Origin of the sequence: Streptomyces sp. NPDC048001 (assembly GCF_043203115.1) — a bacterium.
Classification (GTDB): Bacteria; Actinomycetota; Actinomycetes; order Streptomycetales; family Streptomycetaceae; genus Streptomyces; species Streptomyces sanyensis.
Window position 1 is genome coordinate 82522 of the sequence record NZ_JBIDBN010000001.1, and the last position, 23116, is coordinate 105637.

21 protein-coding genes are annotated in these 23116 nt (G+C 76.1%); 10 read left to right on the plus strand and 11 right to left on the minus strand.

Translation table 11 applies throughout. From position 1 onward, the window contains the following. The first annotated feature begins 1 nt into the window (after position 1). Complete coding sequence (locus ACGF15_RS00375) at positions 2-1324, plus strand: MFS transporter (RefSeq protein WP_392796419.1); 1323 nt, start codon at positions 2-4, stop codon at positions 1322-1324. Positions 1325-1881: 557 nt separating this feature from the next. Here ACGF15_RS00375 and ACGF15_RS00380 read toward each other — a convergent pair. After that, positions 1882-2886: an AraC family transcriptional regulator gene (locus tag ACGF15_RS00380; RefSeq protein ID WP_392796420.1), complete on the minus strand. Its 1005-nt coding sequence runs from the start codon at positions 2884-2886 to the stop codon at positions 1882-1884. A gap of 397 nt (positions 2887-3283) precedes the next feature. On the opposite strand from ACGF15_RS00380, the gene ACGF15_RS00385 reads away from it, so the two are divergent. Next, positions 3284-5023 carry a C40 family peptidase gene (locus ACGF15_RS00385; protein WP_392796421.1) on the plus strand — a complete coding sequence of 580 codons (1740 nt, stop codon included), beginning with the start codon at positions 3284-3286 and terminating at the stop codon, positions 5021-5023. Between the two features lie 75 nt (positions 5024-5098). On the opposite strand, the gene ACGF15_RS00390 is transcribed toward ACGF15_RS00385, so the two are convergent. Continuing rightward, the gene (locus tag ACGF15_RS00390; RefSeq protein ID WP_392796422.1) at positions 5099-6064 is read right to left on the minus strand and encodes a pirin family protein; all 966 of its coding nucleotides are present in this window, start codon (positions 6062-6064) and stop codon (positions 5099-5101) included. A 406-nt stretch (positions 6065-6470) separates the two neighbouring features. Here ACGF15_RS00390 and ACGF15_RS00395 point away from each other — a divergent pair, with 406 nt between their 5' ends. Further along, entirely contained in the window at positions 6471-7736 is a 1266-nt protein-coding gene (locus ACGF15_RS00395; protein WP_392796423.1) for a hypothetical protein, read from the plus strand. Between the two features lie 239 nt (positions 7737-7975). Here the strand turns inward: ACGF15_RS00395 and ACGF15_RS00400 are convergent, their stop codons facing one another. Continuing rightward, positions 7976-9409 (minus strand): dihydrolipoyl dehydrogenase family protein, encoded by a 1434-nt coding sequence (locus ACGF15_RS00400; RefSeq protein ID WP_392796424.1) that lies wholly within the window; start codon positions 9407-9409, stop codon positions 7976-7978. Positions 9410-9526: 117 nt separating this feature from the next. Between ACGF15_RS00400 and trxA the strand changes: the two genes are divergently transcribed. After that, entirely contained in the window at positions 9527-9901 is a 375-nt protein-coding gene (gene trxA, locus ACGF15_RS00405; protein ID WP_392796425.1) for a thioredoxin, read from the plus strand. A 143-nt stretch (positions 9902-10044) separates the two neighbouring features. Here trxA and ACGF15_RS00410 read toward each other — a convergent pair whose 3' ends face one another. From ACGF15_RS00410 to ACGF15_RS00420, 3 genes are all read right to left on the minus strand, one after another. After that, positions 10045-11229 (minus strand): thiolase family protein, encoded by a 1185-nt coding sequence (locus tag ACGF15_RS00410; protein WP_345608271.1) that lies wholly within the window; start codon positions 11227-11229, stop codon positions 10045-10047. Between the two features lie 164 nt (positions 11230-11393). Beyond that, positions 11394-11663: a hypothetical protein gene (locus ACGF15_RS00415; protein WP_256526516.1), complete on the minus strand. Its 270-nt coding sequence runs from the start codon at positions 11661-11663 to the stop codon at positions 11394-11396. A 79-nt stretch (positions 11664-11742) separates the two neighbouring features. Next, positions 11743-12765, minus strand: a complete 1023-nt coding sequence (locus tag ACGF15_RS00420) for a LacI family DNA-binding transcriptional regulator (protein ID WP_345608274.1) — start codon at positions 12763-12765, stop codon at positions 11743-11745. Between the two features lie 207 nt (positions 12766-12972). Here ACGF15_RS00420 and ACGF15_RS00425 point away from each other — a divergent pair, with 207 nt between their 5' ends. Further along, entirely contained in the window at positions 12973-13434 is a 462-nt protein-coding gene (locus tag ACGF15_RS00425) for a type II toxin-antitoxin system PemK/MazF family toxin (RefSeq protein ID WP_345608276.1), read from the plus strand. Here the strand turns inward: ACGF15_RS00425 and ACGF15_RS00430 are convergent. Continuing rightward, entirely contained in the window at positions 13419-14312 is an 894-nt protein-coding gene (locus tag ACGF15_RS00430; RefSeq protein WP_345608278.1) for a TIGR02452 family protein, read from the minus strand. The genes ACGF15_RS00425 and ACGF15_RS00430 overlap by 16 nt on opposite strands. A 139-nt stretch (positions 14313-14451) precedes the next feature. Between ACGF15_RS00430 and egtA the strand changes: the two genes are divergently transcribed. The 4 genes from egtA to egtD are packed head-to-tail and all read left to right on the plus strand — an operon-like array spanning position 14452 to position 18753. Continuing rightward, complete coding sequence (egtA, locus tag ACGF15_RS00435; protein WP_345608280.1) at positions 14452-15726, plus strand: ergothioneine biosynthesis glutamate--cysteine ligase EgtA; 1275 nt, start codon at positions 14452-14454, stop codon at positions 15724-15726. After that, the gene (egtB, locus tag ACGF15_RS00440) at positions 15723-17039 is read left to right on the plus strand and encodes an ergothioneine biosynthesis protein EgtB (RefSeq protein WP_362611148.1); all 1317 of its coding nucleotides are present in this window, start codon (positions 15723-15725) and stop codon (positions 17037-17039) included. The genes egtA and egtB overlap by 4 nt, the downstream gene beginning before the upstream one ends. Next, on the plus strand, positions 17039-17794 hold the full coding sequence (gene egtC, locus ACGF15_RS00445; protein ID WP_345608284.1) for an ergothioneine biosynthesis protein EgtC: 756 nt from the start codon (positions 17039-17041) through the stop codon (positions 17792-17794). Before egtB ends, egtC begins: the two co-directional genes overlap by 1 nt. After that, positions 17791-18753 carry an L-histidine N(alpha)-methyltransferase gene (gene egtD, locus ACGF15_RS00450; protein ID WP_345608286.1) on the plus strand — a complete coding sequence of 321 codons (963 nt, stop codon included), beginning with the start codon at positions 17791-17793 and terminating at the stop codon, positions 18751-18753. The genes egtC and egtD overlap by 4 nt, the downstream gene beginning before the upstream one ends. On the opposite strand, the gene ACGF15_RS00455 is transcribed toward egtD, so the two are convergent. The 3 genes from ACGF15_RS00455 to ACGF15_RS00465 form a co-directional block, all read right to left on the minus strand. Further along, positions 18648-19547 carry a lysophospholipid acyltransferase family protein gene (locus tag ACGF15_RS00455; protein ID WP_392796426.1) on the minus strand — a complete coding sequence of 300 codons (900 nt, stop codon included), beginning with the start codon at positions 19545-19547 and terminating at the stop codon, positions 18648-18650. The genes egtD and ACGF15_RS00455 overlap by 106 nt on opposite strands. Further along, the gene (locus ACGF15_RS00460) at positions 19544-20344 is read right to left on the minus strand and encodes a GNAT family N-acyltransferase (RefSeq protein ID WP_345608290.1); all 801 of its coding nucleotides are present in this window, start codon (positions 20342-20344) and stop codon (positions 19544-19546) included. Before ACGF15_RS00460 ends, ACGF15_RS00455 begins: the two co-directional genes overlap by 4 nt. 183 nt (positions 20345-20527) lie before the next feature. After that, on the minus strand, positions 20528-21775 hold the full coding sequence (locus tag ACGF15_RS00465; protein ID WP_345608292.1) for an extracellular solute-binding protein: 1248 nt from the start codon (positions 21773-21775) through the stop codon (positions 20528-20530). Positions 21776-22288: 513 nt separating this feature from the next. On the opposite strand from ACGF15_RS00465, the gene ACGF15_RS00470 reads away from it, so the two are divergent. Further along, on the plus strand, positions 22289-22504 hold the full coding sequence (locus ACGF15_RS00470) for a dodecin (protein ID WP_345608294.1): 216 nt from the start codon (positions 22289-22291) through the stop codon (positions 22502-22504). Positions 22505-22546: 42 nt separating this feature from the next. Here the strand turns inward: ACGF15_RS00470 and ACGF15_RS00475 are convergent, their stop codons facing one another. After that, positions 22547-23041: a hypothetical protein gene (locus ACGF15_RS00475; protein ID WP_362611165.1), complete on the minus strand. Its 495-nt coding sequence runs from the start codon at positions 23039-23041 to the stop codon at positions 22547-22549. Between the last annotated feature and the right edge of the window lie 75 nt (positions 23042-23116).

The window sequence follows — 23116 nt, forward strand, 5'->3', positions numbered from 1 at the left end:
CATGACGACCCATGACGCGCCCGGCGGGGGCGGGGCCCGGGCGCTGCCCAGCCCGTGGCGGTCCGCCCGCTTCCGCTTCTTCTTCACCGCGCGCAGCACCTCCCTGCTCGCCGACGGCATGCTGATGGTCTCCCTGACCACGGCCGTCCTCGGCGCGGGGTACGGCGCCGGGGGCGTCGGCTACGCCCTCGCCGCGTGGATGACGCCGATCGTCCTGCTGGTCCTCTTCGGCGGCGTGCTGGCCGACCGCTTCACCCCCCAGGTGATGATGGTCGGGGCCGACGTGGTCCGCATGCTGGCGATGCTCGCGATGGCCGCCCTGCTGGCCTCCGGCTCCGTGGCACTGTGGCAGATCATGGCCCTGATGGCCGTCAGCGGTGCCGCGACGGCGATGTTCCAGCCGGGGCTCGCGAGCATCGTGCCGCAGGTGGCGGAGGACATCCAGCGGGCGAACGCGCTGCTGCGGGTCTCCGAGGCGATGAGCGCCCTGATCGGCCCGGGTCTGGCCGGCTTCCTGGTGGCCTACTGGCACGTGGCCGGGTCCTATGTGGTGATCGCCGCCGCCTACGCGCTCAGCGCCCTCGGACTGCTGCCCCTGCGCCGGCTGGCCACCGTCCGGGACGAGAGCGACGACCCGATGTGGCGGCGCCTCGCCACCGGATGGCAGGAGTTCCGGTCCCGCACCTGGCTGTGGGGGGTGATCGTGCTGTGGGCCGTGTACGGCCTGTTCGTCTTCGGTCCCGCGCTGCCGCTCGGCGCGGCACTGCTCACGGAGCAGCACGGCGCGACGGGCTACGGCTGGATCGCGTCGGCGGACGGGGCGGGCACCATCATCGGCGGCCTGCTGGGGATGCGGGTCCGCCCGCGCCGCCCGCTGGTGGCGGGGGCCTGCGCCATGTTCTTCTTCGCCCTCAACCCGCTGGCCCCCGCGCTGGGCTGGAACTTCACGCTCACGGCCGTGACCGGGGTGATCGCCGGGTGCGGTTTCGCCTTCTGGGGGGTGATGTGGGCGACCAGCGTGCAGTCGCACATTCCGCTGGCGGTCCTCAGCCGGGTCTCGGCCTACGACGTGGCCGGCTCGATCATGGTGATCCCGCTCGGCAGGGCGCTGGCGGGTCCGGCGGCGGACCAGTTCGGCGCGGACCGGGTGCTGCTCTTCTCGTCCGCCGTCTCCTTCGTCCTCCTCGCCGCCATGCTGTGCGTGCCCGCCATCAGGGGGCTGCGCCGGGTGGACCGTCCCGGGGCGGGCGGGGCAGCCCCGGACGGGGGGACCGGCGGCGCGGACGGGACGGACCGTCAGACCCCGGCGGCCACCGGGTCCTGACACTCCGCCGCCCCGCACCTGGGGGCGGCGGACCGGTCCCCGGGCCGCCGCCGTGCGTGCACCCCCGTGGCACGCACGGGCACGGCCCGGGGAGCGGTCCGCCCCGGCCCCGGGGCGGTGGGACGCATCCCACCGGTCGAGGGGACGGGACTCCCCTCCCGCCGCCCTCCTCCCGGGCCGGGGCGCCTCGGGGGCGCCGGGTGCCCGGCGCCACCGAAGGGCGGGAGCCCCTGCCCCGGGGCCCCCGGGGCAGGGGCCGTCCCCCTCGCGCCGCACCGGCGCGAGGGGCATCGCAGGGCGGCGGAGGCCGCGGGGGCTGCGGTGCCGCGGCTCCGCCGTGCAGGTCCCGCGTACCGCGGGTCCGACGGGGCAGCGCGGGGGGCGCGTCGCATCACGTCGTGTCACCTGCCTTCCGAGGGGAGCGGTCCGGGGTACGGCACGCGGGGCGGTTGCCTGAAACCTCGTGACCGGATCCCCCGGCCCTGCGCACCACCGAGGATGCCCGGCGGGCGGCGCCCCGTGTTGCCGTTGCGTGCCCGGTCGGTTGGCAGCGCGTCTCATGCCCTCCCGGCCAGCGACCGGTTCCGGTGCTCGCTGGGCGAGACCCCGTAGGCGGCGCGGAAGGAGCGGGTGAAGTCGGAGGCCCGGTAGATGCCCCACCGGGCGGCGACCTCATGGATCGGCACGGTGCGCTGTGCGGGGTCGGCGAGGTCGTGGCGCGCCCGCTCCAGGCGCTGGGCGCGTATCCAGGCGGCGAGGGTCTCGCCCTGGGACTGCCCGCTGAAGACGCGGTGCAGATGGCTGAGGGAGACATGGTGCGCCGCGGCGATCGCCCCCGGTGTCAGCTCCGGGTCGTGCAGGTTCCGGTGCACGAAGCCGCGGACCTGCCGGACCAGGACCGCCTGCCGCGTCTCGGGGGGAAGGTCCGCCTCGGCCTCCAGGGTGTGGGCGAACAGGGCCGACACCAGGTCGAGGAGGACCGTGCCGAGGCGGGGGGCGTCGGAGGGCCGGAGGTGCTGGGCCTGGCGGTCCAGGCCGGTGAGGAAGTCGGCCAGCAGCGCTCCCGGGCCCTGACGGACCGGCAGCCCGCGTCCCAGCAGCCGCTGCACCTCCGCGGGCGGCACCGGCAGCAGGGCCTTGGGGATGTCCACCCCCACTCCGGCGACCACACCCGCTCGGCCGCCCGCGGCGCTCCCCGCGTCGCGGGCGTGCACCTCGCACGGCCGGGAGTTGTCGTCGACGAGGAGACCGCGGGGACCGGTGGCGGCCGTCTCCCCGGTGTCGCGGACGAGCGCGAGGCGTCCGTCGAGCACCAGGGTCAGGTGGTAGCGCTCGGGTTCCGCCCGGCGGATGCTCCTGGCCGTCCGGCGCAGTCGCGCGGGCGGGAAGGAGGTCCGCCACGCGCTCACCGCACCCAGTTCCATCAGGTGCAACTCGGCGCTGAAGTCGACGGCATGGTCGGTGGACGCCTCGGTGGCCCGGGTCCGGTCGATCAGTTCCCGCCAGCGGTCGAGCCTCTCGTCCGCCGGGACGTCCGCACTGCGGAACACGGTGCCGATCACTGTTCACACTCCGTTCGTCCCCTGCCCGGCGCAGCCCGGGCGGGACATGGTCCAGGACCGCCGGACGGCCCCTCGCCCTCGAAAGGGCGCTGTCCGGCGGCTGCTTCACGTCCGGGCCGTGGGGGGGGCCCCCCCCGGGGGGCCCCCCCCCCCCCCCCCCCCCCCCCCCGGGGGGCCGGGGGGGGGGGCCCCCCCCCGGGGGGGGGGGGGGGGGCCCCCGGGGGGGGCCCCCCCCACGCCCGGCCGCCGCACCAGTCTGCTCGGCCGGGGGGACGGGGTGTCACGGGTGGCGGTGGAACGGCCGGATACCGGCAACGGGCCGGGCGGCTCAGTCGGATAGGGTCCCTCCTCGCCCCACTGTTCGATCATGCGCCGTCCGCACCGGGAGAAGCCCACCATGTCCACCCCGAGACTCCCCCTCAGCCGCCGAGCCGCCCTGAGCGCCCTGGCCGCAGCGGCGGCGGGGACCGCCCTCCCGCTCGCGGCGGCACCGACCGCACGCGCCTCGGCCCCGGCGGCCCCGTCGGCCGTACCCGGCCCGGGGGTTCCCGGCACCCGGCTCCCGATGCTCGTCGACCCGACGGACCCCTGGCACTTCGCCCCCCACCCGGCAGGCGCGCTGACCACCCGTGCGGTCCCGGGCGGCCTGGAGGTCTCGGACGGCGCCGGAGTGCTCGCCACCCTGACCACGGGGGCGAGGACGGTGACGCTGCGCGGGCCGCGGCGCTGGTTCACCGAGCAGAAGAAGCCGGTCCTGGACGCGTTCCACCGGACCCCGCCCGGCGCCGGCTGGGGCATGTCCCCCGGAGGGGGAGCCTGGTCCCACCACAACGGCGCGGACGCGGACTACTTCGTCGAGAGCGGCCGGGCGGCCATCACCCTCGCGCCCGGCAGGAGCCGCTACTCGCTGCTCCCCGACCGCGCGATCGGGGACGTCCACGCCGCCGCCCGGTTCTCCTTCGACAGGCTGCCGTCCGGTGCTCCCGCCTCCCTCGGCCTCGTCTTCGCCGCCCAGGACGTCAACAACCACTACCGGGCACGCCTGGTCGTCACCCCCGCGGGAGAGGTGCAGCTCGTCCTGGAGAAGGAACTCGCCGACACGTCGACCACGCTCGGCCCGCCCGTCACGGTCGGCACCGGCTTCCGGCCCTTCGACCACTGGTGGGTCCGGGTGGACAGGGCCGGGGACCTCCTGCGCGCCCGTGCCTGGCGCCATGCCACGACGGGCGTGGACGACGAGCCCGTGAACCTGTGGCACCACCGTGTGCGCGACCCCGAGGACGCACCGGACGCGGTCCTCGGCCCCGGGCGGGTCGGTGTGCGGGGCCTCGCCTCCACCGGGGCCACCGTGGTCCCGCAGGCGAGGATCTACGACTTCCGGATCGACGCGGCGGCCTGGGCCGACCCGCCGGTCGTGACCCACTCCACCTGGGTCCGGGTCCTCCCGGAGCCCTTCGAGGGCACCTGGACCTCCGCGGTGGAGCAGCGCGTGCGCGCATGGGCCGGCGACACCTCGCCCGACGCCCTCGCCTACTCCTCGATGTACCGGCCGTTCGCCCCTGCCGTCACCGATCCCGCCCTCGGCGGCGCCCAGGTGCTCGGCGCGTCCGGGTACAGCGCGCTGGACGATGCCGGGCTGCGGGAGGTCGGGGCCGACTTCCACGAGTACATGGGGCTCCCCTGGACCTTCCCCAGCGGGGAGAGCGTCACGGCCGTCCCGGACCCGAAGTGGAAGGGGAACCTCGACTGCTCGGGCTTCGTCCGGATGGTCTACGGCCACCATCTGGGCGTCCCCCTGGGGATCGCGGCGGACGCCGAGCGCCGGTACCTGCCCCGGACCTCGCAGCGCCAGGCCGCCTCCAGCCCCGGCGTCGTCGTCGCCCGGGCCGACGACGCGCCGCCGCCGCTCGACGGGCTGCGGGTCGGCGACGTGCTCTTCTGGAACGACCCCGACGACGGCGCCGTCTCCCACACCGGCATCTACCTGGGTGTGGACCAGCACGGCAGGAAGCGCTTCGTCTCCAGCCGCAAGACGCCCGACGGCCCGACCATGGCGGACCTGGGCGGCCGGTCGGTCATCGACGGCACGGCGAGTGACCTGTACACGGACAAACTGCGGGTGATCCGCCGCTTCTGACCCCGCCCGGCGCGCTCCCCCGTGCTGTGCCCACTGGGGGAGCGGGCCGACCGGGCGCCTCGTGCGGGGCCCCGGTCAGCGCGTCCTCCCCCGGGCCCTGAGCCGGGCGGCCGGCACCTCCGGGGCGTCCAGGCGGGCGCCGTCGTAGCCCTTCACCTCGCCGAAGCGGGAGCCGGTCGTCCAGTCCTCCCTCGCCCGGCGGATCTCCTCGTCGGTCCGGCCGATGAAGTTCCACCACATCACGATCTCCTCCCCGAAGGGCTCCCCACCGAGGAGCATCAGGCCCGCGTCCGCGGAGGCGCGCAGGGGGAGTTCGGTGCGACCGCAGCCGAGGTAGAGCATGGACCCCCGCGGGACGGGCACCCCGTCGACATGGGCCTCGCCGGACAGGGCGAGGACGGCGTACTCGAAGTCCGGCTCCAGGGGCAGCCGGTGGTCCGCACCGGCGCCCAGCGCGAGGTCCGCGCCGACGATGGGGGTGTACGCGGTGCCCGGGGAGACCGTGCCGTCCAGCGCCCCGAGGATCACCGTCGCCTCCAGGCCGGGGGCGGTGACCCGGGGCAGGGCGGTGTGGTGCTCGAAGCGGGGCTCGGCCCCGCGGTGCGCTTCGGGGAGGGCCACCCACAGCTGGGCGCCGTGCAGGAACCGGGCGTGCGAGCGGGGGCTCTCCTCGGAGTGGCTGATCGCCCGGCCCGAGGTCATCAGGCCCAGTTCGCCGGGGCGGATGGTGGCCAGGGACCCCGTGCTGTCGCGGTGCAGCACCTCGCCCTCGTGGAGCCAGCTCACGGTCTGCAGGCCCATGTGGGGGTGGGGCGGCACCTGCATGCCGGGCTCGTCCGCGATGTCGTCGGGCCCGTAGTGGTCGACGAAGGCCCAGGCCCCCACCATGCGCCGCCCCAGGTTCGGCAGCAGCCGGCGCACCTCGGTGGACTCCCCGAGGGGGACGTGCCGGGGGCTGAGGAGCTCACGCACGGGCTGGGCGACGACGAACCCCCGGCCGCCGCAGACGGAGAGGGCGGCCTGACGATCGAGATTGCTCATGGCGCCAACCTACTGCCGCGTCCCGCGTGCTTCGCCCCGTCGCGGCCCGGGCCTGTCACCGGGAGTGCGGGCGGCGCCGCGAGGCCATCAGCCCCGGCAGGGCTCCGGCGACCGCCGCCGGGGAAGCCGGCTGGCCGGAACCCGCCGCCTTCCCCTGCCGCGCCCGGAGCGCTCGCCGGCCGTGGGCCGCGACCCGTCGCCCCGGGACCGGAAGTCCTGCTGGGCGGCGTCACAGGGGGAACGGGACCACCCGTGGGGCGGGGCGGACACAGGGGGCGGCGGGTGGTACGGACCAAGTTGAGCGGCGCTCGAATCCAGCCGTTTCAGAGGCCGGGCTGCCGAGGGCGCACCGGAGTCGGAAGACTGAGCCGCGGTGCGGGCTCTGCGCCCGGCCCGGAACGACGGCATGCCCACGCACGGTTACATCGACGTCATCGACGAGAGCAGGAGCGTCCGAATGGCCCGCTTGCGCACTCCCCGTCCTCGCTCCCTGGCCGGCATGGCGGTATCCGCCCTGCTCCTTCTGGGCTCGGCGCCCATGGCGACGGCCGCACCCTCCGAGCGGCTGCCGGCCTCGCGCCTGCTGCCGATCCCGGCGGGAGGGCTCCACAGCTTCGTGCGGGGGTTGAACAGCAGCGGCACGATCATCGGCGAATACCAGGTGGAGGGCTCCGCCGGGCCGCTCGCGATCCGGTGGAACGCCCACCGCCCCGGCTACACCCGTCTGGCGCCGCTGCCCGGTGAGAAGTTCAGCCGCACGACCGCGCTGAGCGACGCCGGATGGGTGGTCGGCCAGTCCTACGACGAGCTGCCCGACGTCCACCCCGTTCGCTGGACCCCGCGCGGCACCCCGAAGCGGCTGGCGCTTCCCCGCGGGTCCCTCGGCGGCAGGGCGTCGGCCGTCAACAACGCCGGGGTCGCGGTCGGTGAGGCGCAGGGGAAGGACTCCCGTTCCCGTCCCGTGCGCTGGCGGCCCGACGGCAGGAAGACCGTCCTGCCCGTACTGCCCGGCGACAGCGGTGGCACCGCCACGTCGATCAACAACGCGGGCACGGCGGTGGGGTGGACCGAGCAGCACGACGTCGCCGGGGGCCCCGCGCACCCCGTGCGCTGGAACGCGGCGGGTGCCGTGAGCGCGCTGCCCCTGCCCCCGGGGTTCACCGGGGCCCGGACGAGCCGGATCACCGACAGCGGCGTGGTCTTCGGTCACGGGCGGGCGGCCGGGAGCACGGAGTACGACCGGGTCCTGGTGTGGGCGCCCGACGGCACGGTCCGCGACGCCGGGCGCGGACGGGCCTACGACGCCAACCTGGCGGGCACCGTCGTGGGGGCCTCGCTGGACGACTCCCCGAACGGCGATCCGGCCCGGTGGCACGCCGACGGCACACGGACGGTGCTGGCCAACCCGGCGGAGGCGGCAGGGGAGGTACTGGCGATCAACAACCGGGGCACGGCCGTCGGGTACGCCTGGCCGCCGGCCGGGAACCCCGCGTTGGACAAGGCCCTGATGTGGAAGCCGGACGGTACGGTCGTCCCGCTGCCGCCGTCGTCCCTGGGACCCTACGCCGCGGCGTTCGCCGTCAACGACGCAGGAGTGATCGCCGGGTTCGCCGTCGGCACCGACGGCGCGGGCAACCCGACGACCTGGCGTGCGACCGTCTGGAAGCGCTGACGCCCGCCGCCTCCCGGGAGGGGGCCTCGGGGAGTGGCGGACACGAACTGCTCCTCGAATCCCGGCGCGTCGTCCGCGAGGCGCCGGGACCCGGGGAGCCACCACCCGGCCGCAGCCGGGACGGGTCGGCGTGCGACCGCCTTCGAGCAAGCGGCATCGGCACGGAAGCGGCCCGCCGATCCGTCCCGCCCGGCCCGCGGCAGCGAACCCAACCCCCCGGCCGTCCCGGGGATCCGCGCCTACCCCCGGTACGCCTCCAGCAGCCGCAGCCAGACCTCGCTGATGGTCGGGAACGCGGGCACCGCGTGCCAGAGCCGCTCCACGGGGACCTCCCCGGCGACGGCGACGGTGGCCGAGTGGAGGAGTTCACCGACGCCCGGCCCGACGAAGGCGGCACCGAGCAGGACCTCCCGGTCGAGGTCGACCACCATCCGGGCGCGGCCCCGGTAGCCGTCGGCGTAGAGGCCCGCACCGGACACGGACCCCAGGTCGTGGTCGACGGCGCGGACCCGGTGCCCCGCCCGCTCCGCCTCGGCGAGGCTGAGCCCCACGGCGGCGGCCTCCGGATCGGTGAAGACCACCTGGGGGACTGCCGCGTGGTCGGCCGTGGCGCTGTGGGCGCCCCAGCGGTCGGTCTCCAGCAGCGGGACGCCCCCGGCCCGGGCGGTGATCGCGGCCCCGGCGATCCGCGCCTGGTACTTGCCCTGATGGGTCAGCAGCGCGCGGCGGTTGACGTCGCCCACGGCGTAGAGCCAGTCCGTGCCGCGGACGAGGCAGGTGTCGTCGACGTCCAGCCAGGCGCCGTCGGTCAGGCCCACGCTGCCGAGCCCGATCCCGTCGGTGCGCGGGGCGCGGCCGGTGGCGAACAGCACCTCGTCGGCCCGGACGACCGCGCCGTCGTCGAGCACGACGCTGACGGGGCCGGTGTGCCCCCCGGGCCGGTCGACGGCGGCGACGGACACGCCGAGCCGGACGTCCGCCCCCGCCTCCTTCAGCGAGTCGACCACGTGCTCGCCGACGAAGGGCTCCATCCGCGGCAGCACGCCCCCGCCGCGGACCAGGAGGGTGACCCGGGAGCCGAGCGCCTGCCAGGCGGTGGCCATCTCCACCCCGACGACCCCTCCCCCGACGACGGCGAGGCGCTCCGGAACCTGCTGCGCACTGGTCGCCTCGCGACTGGTCCAGGCGCCCGCGCCGGTGAGGCCGGGCAGGTCGGGCAGGACGGCGCGGCTGCCGGTGGCGATGACGACGGCGTGGCGCGCGGTGAGCAGGTGGTGCTCGCCCTCGGGGCCGTCGACGGACACGGAGCGCGGCCCGTGGAGTCTGCCGCGGCCGCGGTAGAGGCGGGCGCCGATCGAGTCGAGCCAGGCGGCCTGGCCGTCGTCCTTCCAGTCGCCGACCTTCTCGTCGCGCCGGGCCAGGACCGCAGCGGCGTCGAGGGGGCCCTGCACGGACGCGGCGAGCCCGGGCACCCTGCGGGCGTCGGCGCGTGCGATGGCCGGACGCAGCAGGGCCTTGCTCGGCACGCAGGCCCAGTACGAGCAGTCCCCTCCGACCAGTTCGTCCTCCACGACGGCCGTGTCCAGGCCCGCCGCACGCGTCCGGTCGGCGACGTTCTCGCCGACCGGACCCGCTCCCACCACGACGACGTCGTACTCCGCAGCATCGGTCATAGGGCCAGTCTGACCGCGGGTGTGCGCCCCGGCCACATGGGCAGGGGCAGGAATAGCCGGGCTCCGGGCACCGTTGTGCGGGGCGAGTCGCCGAATGTCAGGAAGAGGTACACAGGTATGAGCACGATCGAGCTCACCAAGGAGAACTTCGATCAGACCGTCGAGGAGAACGACTTCCTCCTGATCGACTTCTGGGCTTCCTGGTGCGGTCCCTGCCGCCAGTTCGCACCGGTCTACGAGAGTGCCTCGGAGCGCCACGGGGACCTGCTGTTCGGCAAGGTCGACACGGAGGCGCAGCCGGAGCTGGCGGCGGCCTTCGGTATCCGGTCGATTCCGACCCTGATGATCGTCCGGGACAAGGTCGCGGTGTTCGCCCAGCCGGGGGCGCTGCCGGAGACCGCGCTGGAGGACGTGATCGGGCAGGCCCGCAAGCTGGACATGGACGAGGTCCGCAGGTCGATCGAGTCCCAGCAGCAGGGCGGGGCCGCGTAGCGGGTGCGGGGGCGGCGCTCCGACGGGGGCGCCGCCCCCGCGCCCGCCCACCGGGGAGCCGTCCGGCCCTGACCGCCGGGCGGCTCCCCGTCCGCCGCGCGCCGCCCTGCGGGGCGGCGCGGGGGGTCCCGGGCGGGTCGTCCTCAGCGCTCCAGGACGAGGGCGATGCCCTGGCCGACGCCGATGCACAGGGCCGCGAGGCCGGTGCCCGATCCGGCGGCGGCGAGCTGGTGGGCCACGGCCCCCGCGAGCCGGGCGCCGGAGGCGCCGAGCGGGTGGCCGAGGGCGATGGCGCCGCCGCGCGGGTTGACCACCCCGGGGTCGAGTTCGGGCCACTCGGCGAGGCAGCCGAGCGCCTGGGCGGCGAAGGCCTCGTTGAGTTCGACGGTCCTCAGGTCGGCGAAGGTCCTCTCCGCCCGGCCCAGTGCCCGCCGGACCGCTTCCACGGGCCCGAGGCCGAACAGCTGGGGCTCCACGCCGGTCACGGCGGAGGAGCGGATGCGCGCCAGCGGCTCGCGGCCGGTCGCCGCGAGGCCCTCCTCGTCCACGAGGAGCAGGGCCGCGGCACCGTCGTTGAGGGGGGAGGCGTTGCCCGCGGTGACGGTGCCGTCCGCGCGGAACGCGGGCTTCAGCTTCGCCAGGGCCTCCATCGAGGTGGTGTCGCGGATGCACTCGTCGCGGGCGAGGTCCACACCGTCGCAGTCGACGACCTCCGCGTCGTACAGGCCCTTGGCCCACGCCTCGGCGGCCTTGCGGTGGCTGTCGAGGGCGAAGGCGTCCTGCTGCTCGCGGCCGATGCCGTGCTTGTCGGCGACGCGTTCGGCCCCCTCCCCCAGGGTGACCGTCCACTCCTTCGGCATGCGGGGGTTGGTCATCCGCCAGCCCAGGGTGGTCGAGTGGAGTTCCTGGTGCCCTGCGGGGAAGGCGCGTTCCGGCTTCTGGAGGACCCAGGGGGCGCGCGACATGGACTCCACGCCGCCCGCGATGGCGATGGAGGCGTCGCCGAGGGCGATGGCCCGGGCGGCCTGGACGACGGCCTCCAGCCCGGAGCCGCAGAGCCGGTTGACGGTCACACCGGGCACGGTGACGGGCAGGCCCGCGAGCAGCACCGCCATCCGGGCCACGTCGCGGTTGTCCTCGCCCGCGCCGTTGGCGTCGCCGAGGACGACGTCGTCGATGCGGGCCGGGTCGAGGTCGGGTGTGCGGTCGACGAGTGCCCTGACGACACCGGCGGCGAGGTCGTCCGGCCGGACCGCCGAGAGCGCGCCCCCGAACCTTCCGATCGGCGTGCGGACGGCGTCGACGATGTAGACGTCGCGGATGCTCATCGAGTCACTCCCGGGCCAGGACCGGGGTCCTCCTGGCGGGCCCCGTCCACAATCGAGTCGCCCGAGTCTGTGACGGGCGCGGCGCCCTGTCAACGGCCCTGATCACGTGAAGATCGACACGTGGCGGGTCCGGACGGGCCGGCGCGGCGCGCGGCCCGGGGCCTTCAGACGTCGTCGGCGTCGATGACCCGCACGGTGAGGCCGTAGTCGAGTTCGGCCCCGTCCACCAGCAGGGCCTCCACGGCCCGGGTCTCGGGGTCGATGTCGGCTTCCACCCCGTCGCCGACGTAGCGGGGGTAGCCGGAGGCGCCCAGCTCGCCGGTGGCGTCGACGACGGCGGAGCGGATCGCTCCGTCGGCGGCGGCCACCGGGTCGTCCCCGTCGACGTGCTCGGGCAGGACCAGGACCCCGAAGCGCTGCGGTTGGTTCCTCATGAAGGCGACGCTAGACACCCGGGCCGCCCGCCGCACCTCGTCCGGGACCCGCTGCGGGGCGGGCGGGCCGCAGCGGCGGTCAACTGGACTCCCGGTGCACCGGGCGGGCGGCCATCAGCTCGCGCTCCCGGGCCGGGGCGCCCGGCTCGCGCACGGCGCGGTCCACCAGCCCGGCGAGGTCGCCGCCGCTCATGGTGTCGATGCGGACGGTGCTGAGCCGGGGGCGCAGCAGCCGCCCGAGCAGCAGGTCGCCGGCGCCGACCACGGCGGTCTCCCGGGGGACGTCCACGCCCTCGTCCTGGAGGGCCCGCATCAGGAGCATGGCGTACGCGTCGTCGTAGGCGTAGACGGCGTCCAGCTCCAGGGAGCGCCAGCGGGCGGCGAGCGCGGCGGCCGGCTCCTCCTCGTAGGCCATGGGGAGCGGGGCTATCCGGGCGCCCGCGCCCGCGGCGGCCGCGCGGGCGCCCTCCAGCCGGGGGCGGGCCAGGCGCGCCGCGCCCGGGTCCTCGGGCAGGACCACGCCGATCGCGCGGCGGCCGCGCCGGAGCAGATGGGCGGCGGCGCAGGCCCCGATGCGGCGCTGGTCCATGACGAGGGAGTGGGCACCCTCGGTGCCCCGGGGGCCGAGGGTGACCACGGCCCGTGCGCCCGAGCGCCGCAGCAGCCGCACACCGTGCCGGGTCGGCTGGGTCTCGCCGAGGCAGACGACGGCCACGGGCCTCAGCTCGGCCCAGGCCCTGGCGGCCTCGTCGCCGTCGAGGCCGGTGCTGCCGTACTGGACGACCGTGTACTCCAGTCTGCGCAGCTCGGTCTCGAAGTCGTCCAGGAAGCGGCCCGGGAGGGGGCCGCCGGGGTGTCCCGGGGTCGGAACGACCACGGTGCGGGTGCGTCCGGCCCGCAGGCTGCGGGCGGCGGCGTGGGGGACGTAGCCGAGTTCCTCGGCGGCTGCCCGGACCCGCAGCCGGGTCGGTTCGCTGATCCGCACCGCGGGTGTGTTGTTGAGGACGTACGAGACGGTGGCCCGGGAGACTCCGGCCAGCCGGGCGACATCGGCACTGGTCGGGGCGGAGCGCTCCACGGGCGGTTCGGGTGTCTGGCTCATCGCGCGGGTCATCCTTCCAGAGCCCGCGCGCCCCGCTCGCAGGCCGTGGCCGGAATGGCATCGCGGTCCTCTCCCCCAACCGCGGGGCGGGGCACCGGGGTTGCGGTCGGGCCGCGGGCGGGCCGCGCCGGGCGGGCGGCGGGCACCGGGCGGGGCGCGGTGTGCGGATGGCTGGATCCGTGGGGCCGCGGGGCCTACGGTGCGGTCATGACGATCTTCAGCTCCTCCCGAGAGGGCGCCCCCGAGGCCCCCGGCCGCGGCGGCGCGGCCGCCACCCGCGAGGCCGACCCCGCCCGCGTCGGCCCCGTGCGCACCTCCTACGCCCCCGACCGCGACGGGGACCCGGACCCCGGCGAGATCGTGTGGACCTGGGTGCCCTTCGAGGAGGGCGACGGACGCGGCAAGGACCGCCCGGTGCTGGTGGTGGCGCGGGAGGCGGAGGGGACCGTGCTGGCGGTGCAGCTGTCCAGCCGGCGACGCGACGGGGACCACGAGTGGGTCGCGCTGGGCGCGGGCCCCTGGGACTCCGCCGGTCGCCCCTCGTGGGTGGACCTGGACCGGGTGCTGCGGGTGTACGAGGACGGGATGCGCCGGGAGGCGTGCGCCCTGGACCGGGAGCGCTTCGACCGGGTGGCAGGGCGGCTGCGGGAGCGCTACGGCTGGTCCTGAGCCCCCCGCCCGGCGCTGTCCGCCCCGCCCGCGGCCTCGCCTCCGGCGGCCCCGGGCAGCCCGCCGAGCACGGAACGGAAGGCGCCGAGCGTCCTCTGCCCGGGTGTGCGGTCCAGGACGGCGAAGACGACCTCGTCGAAGTGGCCCCCGAACCGCGCGCCCGGGGCGAGGTGGGTGCGGAAGGCGGAGGCCACCTGGGCGGGGTCGTTGGCGAAGACGCCGCAGCCCCAGGCCCCGAGGACCAGGCGCCGGTATCCCGCGGCGACCGCCGTCTGGAGGACCCGCTCGGCGCGCCGGCGCAGGATGCCGGGGATCAGGGGCAGCTGCTCGGGGGCGCGGCTGCGGACGACCCCGGCGTTCGGTGCCGGGGAGGTGAGGAACCCGGCCGCGAAGGGCTCCGTCAGCAGGGCTCCCCTGTCGTCCCGGAAGACGGGGACACCCGGGGAGTGGATCACCCGGTCGGAGTACAGGGGGCTGCGGTCGGCCCGGTGGTGCTCGTAGTAGTCGCGGGCCCGCAGCAGGGTGGTGTGGAGGGCGGAGGCCCGGCACAGGGCCTCCTCCTGGGCCTGCGCACCGTTGAGGTAGCCCCCGCCGGGGTTGCGCGCGGAGGCGAAGCTGAGCACGGCCGGCGGCTCGCCGCCCCGCGCGGCGAGCCGGCGGGCGGCCGCGGTGCTGGACTCCCCCGTCACCGCGAAGGCCGTCGCCCGGCCGGTGCCGGGGTGCGCGTCCACCGGGTCGGGTCCGTACAGGCGGGTGGCCGCGCAGGAGGCGGCCACGGCCTCGCGCAGGCGCACCTCGCGGCCGTCGGGCAGCCGGTAGCCGCCGGCGGCGACGATCTCCTCGTTGTGGTGTGCGATCCCCCGCAGCCGTGCGCTCATGCGCGTCATCCTTGCCGGGGGCCGGTGCCCCGGGCAACCGGGTTTCCGCTCCTCAGAGGCGCTCTTGTGCGAACCGACGGCCGTGGCTTTAGGTTGACAGGGTCCCGCGCGGGACCCTTCGCCCCCCGAGGAGTCGATCATGCCGACGCCCGACACCGACGACTTCGGACCTCCCCTGTCCGAGGACGAGGCCGAGGAACTGCTGCGCTGCATCTGCTTCAAGACCGGACCGCCCCGGACCGTCGGAGTGGAGGTGGAATGGCTGGTCCACGATCTCGACCGGCCCCACCTCCCCGTGGCGCGCGAACGCCTGGCGGCGGCGTTCGCGTCGGTGCGCTCCCTGCCGCTCGCCTCGGCCCTGACCTTCGAGCCCGGCGGCCAGCTGGAACTCAGCTCGCCCCCCGCCGCGTCACTCGCCGAGTGCCTGGAGACGACCTCCGCCGACCTGCACAGCGTCCGCGAGGGCCTGGGGGCCCACGGACTCGTCCCGGCCGGGTACGGCATCGACCCCTGGCACCCGCCCCGCCGGATGCTCCACGAGCCGCGCTACGACGCGATGGAGCGCCACCTCGACCGCACCGGCCCCGCCGGGCGGATCATGATGTGCACCTCGGCCTCCGTCCAGGTCTGCCTCGACGCGGGCACGGAGGAGCCGGGGCCCCTCGGGCACGCCCGGCGCTGGCAGATGGCGCACCTGCTGGGGGCGGTCCTGGTCGCCGCCTTCGCCAACTCGCCCTTCCGGCAGGGACGCCGCACGGGCTGGAAGTCGACGCGGCAGGCGGTCTGGGCGGCGCTCGACCCCGTCCGCACCCTCGCCCCCGAGCCGTTCGCGGAGCCCCGGGCCGCCTGGGCCGCCCATGCGCTGGACGCCCCGGTCATGTGCGTGCGCCGGGCCGAGGGCCCCTGGGACGGGCCGACGGGCCTGACCTTCCGGCAGTGGCTGCGCTCCGGGTCCCCCAGGCGCCCCGGGCGGGCGGACCTCGACTACCACCTGACCACGCTGTTCCCGCCTGTCCGGCCGCGCGGGCACCTGGAGCTGAGAATGCTCGACGCCCAGGACGGGGAGCACGGCTGGACGGTCCCGCTCGCCGTCACCACCGCCCTCTTCGACGACCCCGAGGCCGCCGAGACCGCCTACCGGGCGGTGAAGCCCCTGGCGGAGTCCGCCGGTGCGCTGCCCGCGCCCGTCAACCCGCTGTGGGTGGCCGCGGCCCGGCGGGGGCTGGCCGACCCGGAACTCGCCGCGGTGGCGGCCGTCTGCTTCGCCGCCGCCGTGGACGCGCTGGAGCGCATGGGCGCCCCCGGCGACCTGCTGGAACGGGTCTTTGAGTTCCACGAGCGCCGCGTCCTGCGCGGCCGCTGCCCCGCCGACGATCTCCGACCGCCCGCCACGGCCCGGGAGGCCGCGATATGACCGAGGACCTGCGGCGCCGCGCGCTGGACGCGCTGACCGCCGCCCGTACCCGTACCGCCGTGCTCACCGACTGCGTCGAGGACGGTGAGCTGACGGCCCAGCACTCCCCCCTGATGTCCCCGCTGGTGTGGGACCTGGCGCACATCGGCAACCAGGAGGAGCAGTGGCTGCTGCGCACCGTCGGCGGGCGTGACGCCCTCAGGCCCGAGATCGACTCGGTCTACGACGCCTTCGAGCACCCGCGGGCGACGCGCCCCTCGCTGCCGCTGCTGGCCCCGGCCGAGGCCCGGCGGTACGCGGGGGACGTGCGGGGCCGGGTGCTGGACGTGCTGGAGCGGACCGCGCTGGAGGGCTCGCCGCTCACCGACGCGGCCTTCGCCTTCGGGATGGTGGCCCAGCACGAGCAGCAGCACGACGAGACGATGCTGATCACCCACCAGCTCCGGCGGGGAGCGGTGGCCCTCACCGCGCCCGAGCCGCCCGTGCACCCCCCCGAGGCACTGCCCGCCGAGGTCCTGGTGCCCGGCGGGCCGTTCACCATGGGGACGTCCACCGAGCCCTGGGCGCTGGACAACGAGCGGCCCGCCCACCGCCGGGAGGTGGACGCCTTCTGGATGGACACCACGCCCGTCACCTGCGGCGCGTTCCGGCAGTTCATCGACGACGGCGGCTACGCGGAACGGCGCTGGTGGGCGCCGGCGGGCTGGGAGCAGATCCGCACCCACGGCATCGAGGCGCCGCTGTTCTGGCGCCGCGAGGGCGCGACATGGCTGCGCCGCCGCTTCGGGGTGAGCGAGGAGGTCCCGGCCGACGAGCCGGTGCTGCACGTGAGCTGGTACGAGGCGGACGCGTACGCGCGCTGGGCGGGACGGCGGCTGCCGACGGAGGCAGAGTGGGAGAAGGCCGCCCGCCACGACCCGGTCTCCGGGCGCTCCCGGCGCTACCCCTGGGGGGACGCCGATCCGGACGAGGAGCACGCGAACCTGGGCCAGCGGCACCTGCGCCCGGCGCGCGCGGGCGGCTACCCCCGGGGCGCCTCACCGCTCGGGGTGCGCCAGCTGATCGGCGACGTGTGGGAGTGGACGTCGAGCGACTTCCTGCCGTACCCGGGCTTCGCCGCGTTCCCCTACCGCGAGTACTCCGAGGTGTTCTTCGGTCCGGAGTACAAGGTGCTGCGGGGCGGCGCGTTCGGGGTGGACCCGGTGGCCTGCCGGGGGACCTTCCGCAACTGGGACCTGCCCGTCCGCCGCCAGATCTTCTCCGGGTTCCGCACCGCGCGGGACGCCGGGGTGCGTGGCCGGGAGGGTGCCTGATGTGCCGCCACCTCGCCTACCTCGGCCCGTCCGTGGCGCTGGGCGCGCTGCTGACCGAGCCGGAGCACTCCCTGGTGCGCCAGTCCTACGCACCGCGCCGCCAGCGGTACGGGACGGTGAACGCCGACGGCTTCGGCGTGGGCTGGTACGCGCCGGGCGACGCCGTTCCGGCGCGCTACCGGCGGCCCGGCCCGATCTGGGGGGACGCCTCCTTCGCCGACCTCGCCAGGGTGGTGCGCACCGGTGCGCTGCTCGCCGCGGTGCGGGACGCCACCCTCGCGGGGGCGGACGGCGAGGCCGCGGCGGCGCCGTTCGCCTCCGGGCGGCTGCTGTTCAGCCACAACGGGGCCGTGCGGGGCTGGCCGGAGACCGCGTCCGCCCTCGCCTCCTCGCTGCCGGGGCGGGAGCTGCTGTCCATGGAGGCCCGCACCGACTCGGCGCTGCTGTGGGCGCTGGTGCTGCACCGGCTCCGGGAGGGGGACGGCCCCGGCCGGGCGATGGCCGAGACCGTGCGCGACGCGGCGGCCGCGGCCCCGCAGTCGCGGCTGAACCTGCTGCTGACCGACGGGGAGTCGATCACCGCGACCACGTGGGGCGACACCCTGTGGTACCTGTCCGACCCGGCCGGGGCGACGGTGGTGGCCTCCGAACCCTACGACGACGACCCACGCTGGCAGGAGGTGCCGGACCGTACGCTGCTGACGGCGACCCGGTCCGACGTCCTGCTGGCCGAGCTCAAGGAGCCGACCCAGTGAGCCCGTTCCAGCTGACCCGTACCCTTCCCGAGGACGCAACGGGGGCGGACCTGCGCGCGGACGTGCGCCGCGGTCTGGCGCGCACCCCGAAGGCGCTGCCGCCCAAGTGGTTCTACGACGGCCGCGGCAGCGAGCTCTTCGAGGAGATCACCCGGCTGCCCGAGTACTACCCGACCCGTGCGGAGCGGGAGATCCTCGCGGAGCGCGCGGGCGAGATCGCGGCGGCGACGGGGGCCCGCACCCTGGTGGAGCTGGGCTCGGGGTCCTCGGAGAAGACGCGGTTCCTGCTGGACGCGCTGACCGGGCTGCGCTCCTACGTGCCGGTGGACGTGAGCGAGAGCGCGCTTCGGGGCGCGGCCGAGGGCCTGCTGGCCGAGCGCCCGGGGCTCGACGTCCACGCGCTGATCGCCGACTTCACCCGGGAGGTGGAGCTGCCCGGTACACCGGGGCCCCGGCTGGTGGCCTTCCTCGGCGGCACGATCGGCAACCTGCTGCCCGCCGAGCGGGCCGCCTTCCTGGGCATGGTGCGGGGCCTGATGTCCCCGGGAGACGCCCTGCTGCTCGGCACCGACCTGGTCAAGGACGAGGAGGTCCTGGTCAGGGCGTACGACGACGCGGCCGGGGTGACGGCGGCGTTCAACAAGAACCTGCTGTCGGTGCTCGCCCGGGAGCTGGGCTCGGACGCGGATCCGGACGACTTCGACCATGTGGCCGTCTGGGACCGGGAGCAGGAGTGGATCGAGATGCGGCTGCGGGCCCGGAAGGCGCTCACGGTGAAGATCCGGGAACTCGACCTGGTGGTGCCGTTCGAGGCGGGCGAGGAGCTGCGTACCGAGGTGTCGGCGAAGTTCCGTCAGGAGGGGGTGCGCAGGGAGCTGGCGGCGGCGGGGCTGGAGCCGGTGCGGTGGTGGACGGACGCCGCGGGCCGGTTCGCGCTGAGCCTGGCGACGGCGCGCTGAGCCTGGCGGGCCAGGGCGCGGCGGTCCGTGCCGGGGCCGGGGACGATCGGCGGGAGCAGCCGGACCTCGGCCGTGAGCCGGCCGGCCGCGGCGACGCGGCGCAGTGAGGCCCCGAGGGGGTCGTCGCCGACGAAGGCGGCGGCCCCCGTGGGGCCGTAGGACAGGTGCACGGGCTGGACCGCGGCACCGGCGTCGAGGGCGGCCTGGAAGGCGGCGTGGCGGAAGCGCCCCTGGTCCCGGCCGCACCAGGTGGAGCCCTCGGGGAAGACGATCACCCGGTGACCGGCGCGCAGGGCCTCGGTCACCGCGGCCACGGTGGCGGGCAGCGCCCGCAGGCTGCCCCGGTCGACGAAGAGCGTGCCGCCGAGGGCGGCGAGCGGGCCGAGGACCGGCCAGCGGCGCACCTCGCTCTTGGCGAGCATCCGGCCCGGCAGCACGGCCGCGATCAGCGGGATGTCCAGCCAGGAGACGTGGTTGGCCACCACCAGGCAGCCGGGCCCGGCCTCCGCGGTGTCCCGGGCGGGCGCGCACTCGGCGAGGACGGTGGCGCGCACGCCGAAGCCCCGCAGCACGGACCGGGCCCACAGGGAGGTCAGGCGGTGGCGCGCGCCGCGGCCGAGGAGGGCCGCCGCGGGGGCGAGCGCCACGCCCCCGGCGGTCACGGCGGTCCCGGCGGCGAGCCGTGCGGCGCTCCGGGCCCGTCCGGCGGCGCCGCCGGAGTGCGCGGCGCAGCCCTGCGGGGTGCAGGGGGAGGCGGGGAGCCAGGGCGAGCCGGCCGCCGGGGCGGTGCTCACGCGGGGGCCAGGGACAGGAAGTGGCGCAGATAGCGCGGGTTGGTCCGGCGCAGGGAGAGCAGCACGTAGAGGTCGGCCACGCCGAAGTCGGGGTCGTGGGCGGGGGCTCCGCAGACCCAGGCGCCGAGGCGCAGGTAGCCGCGCAGCAGGGGCGGCAGTTCGGTGCGGCCCTGGGGCAGGGCGATGCCGTCGGAGCGCCAGAGGCGGTGCGGGGTGACCCAGTGCTCCTCGGGGGCGAGGTGGGTGCTGCGGACGGTGTCCCAGGTGGCCGCGGCCAGGGTGCCGCCGTCGCCCAGGGGGACGGAGCAGCAGCCGGCGAGCCAGTTGTGCCCGGTGTCGGCCATGTAGCGGGCGAGTCCCGCCCAGATCAGGGCGATCACGGCGCCGTTGCGGTGCAGGGGGTGGACGCAGGAGCGGCCGACCTCGACCAGGTCGTGGCGGATGGGGTCCAGGCGGGAGAGGTCGAACTCGCCCTCGGAGTACAGGCGCCCCGCGACGCGCGCGCGGTCGGGGGGCAGCAGCCGGTAGGTGCCGACGACCTCCCCGGTGTCGGCGGTGCGGACCAGGAGGTGGTCGCAGTAGGCGTCGAAGGCGTCGCTGTCGAGCCCGGGCTCGGGGCCGTCGAGGCGGGCGCCCATCTCCCCGGCGAACACCTGGTGGCGCAGCCGCTGCGCGGCGCGGACGTCCTCCGCCTCGCGGGCGAGGCCCACGAGGTAGCGGGTGTCCCCGGCGGCCACGGGGACGGAAGGGGGCCGGGGGGCGGGAGCGTGCGGAACGGCGACGGGCGTTGCGGGCATGGCGGTCTCCTGCCGTACGGACGGGGCGGACCGCGGGTGCGGCGGCCCGGCACCTCGTTTCTTCCGTGGCCGGCTGGACTCGACGTGACCGCGCGGCGGAGCGCGGATGTGCGGACGCTGAATGCCGGGAGCGGCCCCGCCGCGGACGGCGGGGCCGCTCCCGCGGCGGGCGCCGCGGCCCGGTCAGGGGCGCAGCGCTGCGGTGATCCGCAGGGAGGCCTCGCGGGCGGCGCTCTCGGGGTCGGCGCCGCGGAGCACGGCCGTCATGTAGGGCTTGATGGGGTTGTCGAGTTCGACCTGCACCCACTGGGGGGAGTTGGGCGTGGCGCGTCCGCGGACGGCTCCGGCGGCCATCGCGGCGGTGCCCTCCCGGTCCTGGAGTTCGGCTCCCAGGGTCGTCTTGTTGGGGACGTAGTTCATGGCGCGGGCGAGTTCGATCTGCCACTTCTCGCCCGCCAGGGCGGAGACCACCTCGACGGCGGCGGCCCGCTCCTTGGAGCGCTCGGGGACGATGAGGTCCGAGCCGCCGATGAAGACCGAGCCGGGGGCCTGCGCGGTCTTGCCCGGCACCGGGAAGAAGCCGAGCTTGCCCTTGAGGTCGGGGTTCTCGTTCTCGATGAAGGTGGCGGCGCTGGGGACCGCGATGATCTGGGCGGTGCGGCCCTTGGCGAAGACCCCGGGCTGGGGCGGGGTGTCCTCGTCGGCGTCCTTGGGGCCGTCGCCGAGTGCCTGGAGCTCCTTGTAGAAGGCCATGCCCCGCAGAGCGGCCTCGCTGTGCAGGTCGCCCTCCCACTCCCCCCCTCGCTCGACGGCGAGTTCCCCGCCCTCGTCCCAGATGAAGCCGGCCAGGGTGTACCAGTCCTGGCCGGAGAGGTAGATGCCGTCCTGGGAGGCGGTGTCCAGCTTGCCCGTGACCTCCAGCCACTCCTCGCGGGTCTCGGGGAGCTCGGTGATGCCCGCCTCGGCGAACAGCTCCTTGTGGTAGATCACCACGCGGTTGGCCGCGTACCAGGGGATGCCGTACTGGGAGCCGTTGATCGAGCCGGGCTCGGCGAGGCCGGGCAGCCATGCCTCGCCGCCGAGGTCGCGCACGGACTCCAGGGTCAGGTCGCGCAGTCCGCCCTTGTCGGCGTAGCCCGCGACCTGGGTGTTGCCCACCTCGATGATCTCGGGGGCGTCGTCCGAGGCGAGGGCGGCCTCCACCTTCTCGCCTATGCCGGTCCACTCCTGGAGGGTGACCTCCAGCTCGATGTCGGGGTGCTCGTCCTCGAAGGCCGTGGTGAAGCGCTCCAGGAAGTCCTCCGAGACGCTGTTCTGCATCAGCCAGATCCGCACCGTGCGCGTATCGGAGCCGCTCGGCAGCATGCCGCACCCCCCGAGCGCGAGCGAGCACACGAGCGCGGTGGGCAGGGCGAGGGCGCGGATCTTCACGAGGTCACCTTCGACGTCGGGGCAGGGAGGTGCGACCCGACATGGGGGGAGGAGCTGACGCTCGCACGGGTGTGGCTGGATTTTGGTATGGACCAAAGGTCCGGTCAAGTCCGGAAACGGGGCCGCAGGCGGCCTGCACCGGACAGGGAGATCGACTCGGCCTCCCGCGCGCCGCACGCCCGGCGGCCGACACGCCGTCACCCTCCGGCAGGGGCGGCCGCCTTGGGGGGAGTTCCGGGCCGGGCCGCCGGACCGGGCTCCTCCGCCGCCCGCCGCGCAGCGGGCGCCCGGACGCCCGCCGGACGTCCGCGGGCACCGCCCGGCCCCCAGGCGGCGGGGTGACCCTCCGCACCCGGCACGCTCCCCCGGGTGATGTCCGCCGTCCCTGCCGGACGCCCCGGCCCGGCGGCCGGGAGGGGGCGGCGGGTGGCGGGCCGGCCCCGCCCGACGCCTCGCGGGACTCCCCGCGGTGGGGCACGGTGGAGTGAACGCACGGAGAGGAGAGCGACGCACATGTCGAACCACACCTACCGCGTCACCGAGATCGTGGGCACGTCCACGGACGGCGTCGACCAGGCCATCCGCAACGGGATCGACCGGGCCGCGCAGACCCTGCGGGGCCTCGACTGGTTCGAGGTGACCCAGGTGCGCGGCCATATCGTGGACGGCCGGATCGAGCACTACCAGGTCGGCCTGAAGGTCGGGTTCCGGCTGGAGGACGACGCCTGAGCACGGCGCCGCCGGGAGCGGCCCGCCCGCCGGGCCCCTGCCTCAGGTGCGTCCCTCGCTCTGCTGGGCGGCGCGCATCGCCTCCCCCGTCCGCACGGCGCCCCACACGGCACGGACCACGCGGTGGCCGGCCCGCTCCGCGTCCCGGCAGACCAGTTCGTCGTCGTCCACCAGCATCCTGACCTCGCGGGACCGCGCCAGGCGGCGCAGGGCCTCCAGCTTGGTCACGCGGGCGGGGCGGCGGTCGGCACGGGGCCGCATGAACAGCCGCCCCTCGGGCAGTTCCTGCGCGGCCAGCCACGCGAGGGTGTCCTCGCGGCAGCGCTCGGGGCGCCCGGTCAGGTACACCACCTCGCACTCCTCGGCGGCCCGGCGGCACAGCAGCACCCCCTCGGCGAGCGGCGGGTCCTGGGGCGCCGCGGCGAAGAAGGCGTTCCAGTCGCGCGGCCGGCGCTGGAGCAGGTGCTGCCGATGGGCGGTGTCGGCGAGGGTGTTGTCGAGGTCGAAGACGGCCAGGGGCCGGGTGTCCGGTACCACGGGCCCCAGGGTAGGTGAAGCGGCCCGGCGCGGGCGCGCAGGGGGCAGGGCCCGCCCTCGCGACGGGCCCCCGGC

Coding starts and splice junctions, on each gene's coding strand:
- egtB (WP_362611148.1), top strand. CDS start 15,723: ATGACCGAGGACCTGCGGCGCCGCGCGCTGGACGCGCTGACCGCCGCC.
- ACGF15_RS00430 (WP_345608278.1), bottom strand. CDS start 14,312: ATGAGCGCACGGCTGCGGGGGATCGCACACCACAACGAGGAGATCGTC.
- ACGF15_RS00470 (WP_345608294.1), top strand. CDS start 22,289: ATGTCGAACCACACCTACCGCGTCACCGAGATCGTGGGCACGTCCACG.
- trxA (WP_392796425.1), top strand. CDS start 9,527: ATGAGCACGATCGAGCTCACCAAGGAGAACTTCGATCAGACCGTCGAG.
- ACGF15_RS00400 (WP_392796424.1), bottom strand. CDS start 9,409: ATGACCGATGCTGCGGAGTACGACGTCGTCGTGGTGGGAGCGGGTCCG.
- ACGF15_RS00385 (WP_392796421.1), top strand. CDS start 3,284: ATGTCCACCCCGAGACTCCCCCTCAGCCGCCGAGCCGCCCTGAGCGCC.
- egtC (WP_345608284.1), top strand. CDS start 17,039: ATGTGCCGCCACCTCGCCTACCTCGGCCCGTCCGTGGCGCTGGGCGCG.
- ACGF15_RS00415 (WP_256526516.1), bottom strand. CDS start 11,663: ATGAGGAACCAACCGCAGCGCTTCGGGGTCCTGGTCCTGCCCGAGCAC.
- ACGF15_RS00395 (WP_392796423.1), top strand. CDS start 6,471: ATGCCCACGCACGGTTACATCGACGTCATCGACGAGAGCAGGAGCGTC.
- egtA (WP_345608280.1), top strand. CDS start 14,452: ATGCCGACGCCCGACACCGACGACTTCGGACCTCCCCTGTCCGAGGAC.
- ACGF15_RS00460 (WP_345608290.1), bottom strand. CDS start 20,344: ATGCCCGCAACGCCCGTCGCCGTTCCGCACGCTCCCGCCCCCCGGCCC.
- ACGF15_RS00375 (WP_392796419.1), top strand. CDS start 2: ATGACGACCCATGACGCGCCCGGCGGGGGCGGGGCCCGGGCGCTGCCC.
- ACGF15_RS00420 (WP_345608274.1), bottom strand. CDS start 12,765: ATGAGCCAGACACCCGAACCGCCCGTGGAGCGCTCCGCCCCGACCAGT.
- ACGF15_RS00410 (WP_345608271.1), bottom strand. CDS start 11,229: ATGAGCATCCGCGACGTCTACATCGTCGACGCCGTCCGCACGCCGATC.
- ACGF15_RS00390 (WP_392796422.1), bottom strand. CDS start 6,064: ATGAGCAATCTCGATCGTCAGGCCGCCCTCTCCGTCTGCGGCGGCCGG.
- ACGF15_RS00425 (WP_345608276.1), top strand. CDS start 12,973: ATGACGATCTTCAGCTCCTCCCGAGAGGGCGCCCCCGAGGCCCCCGGC.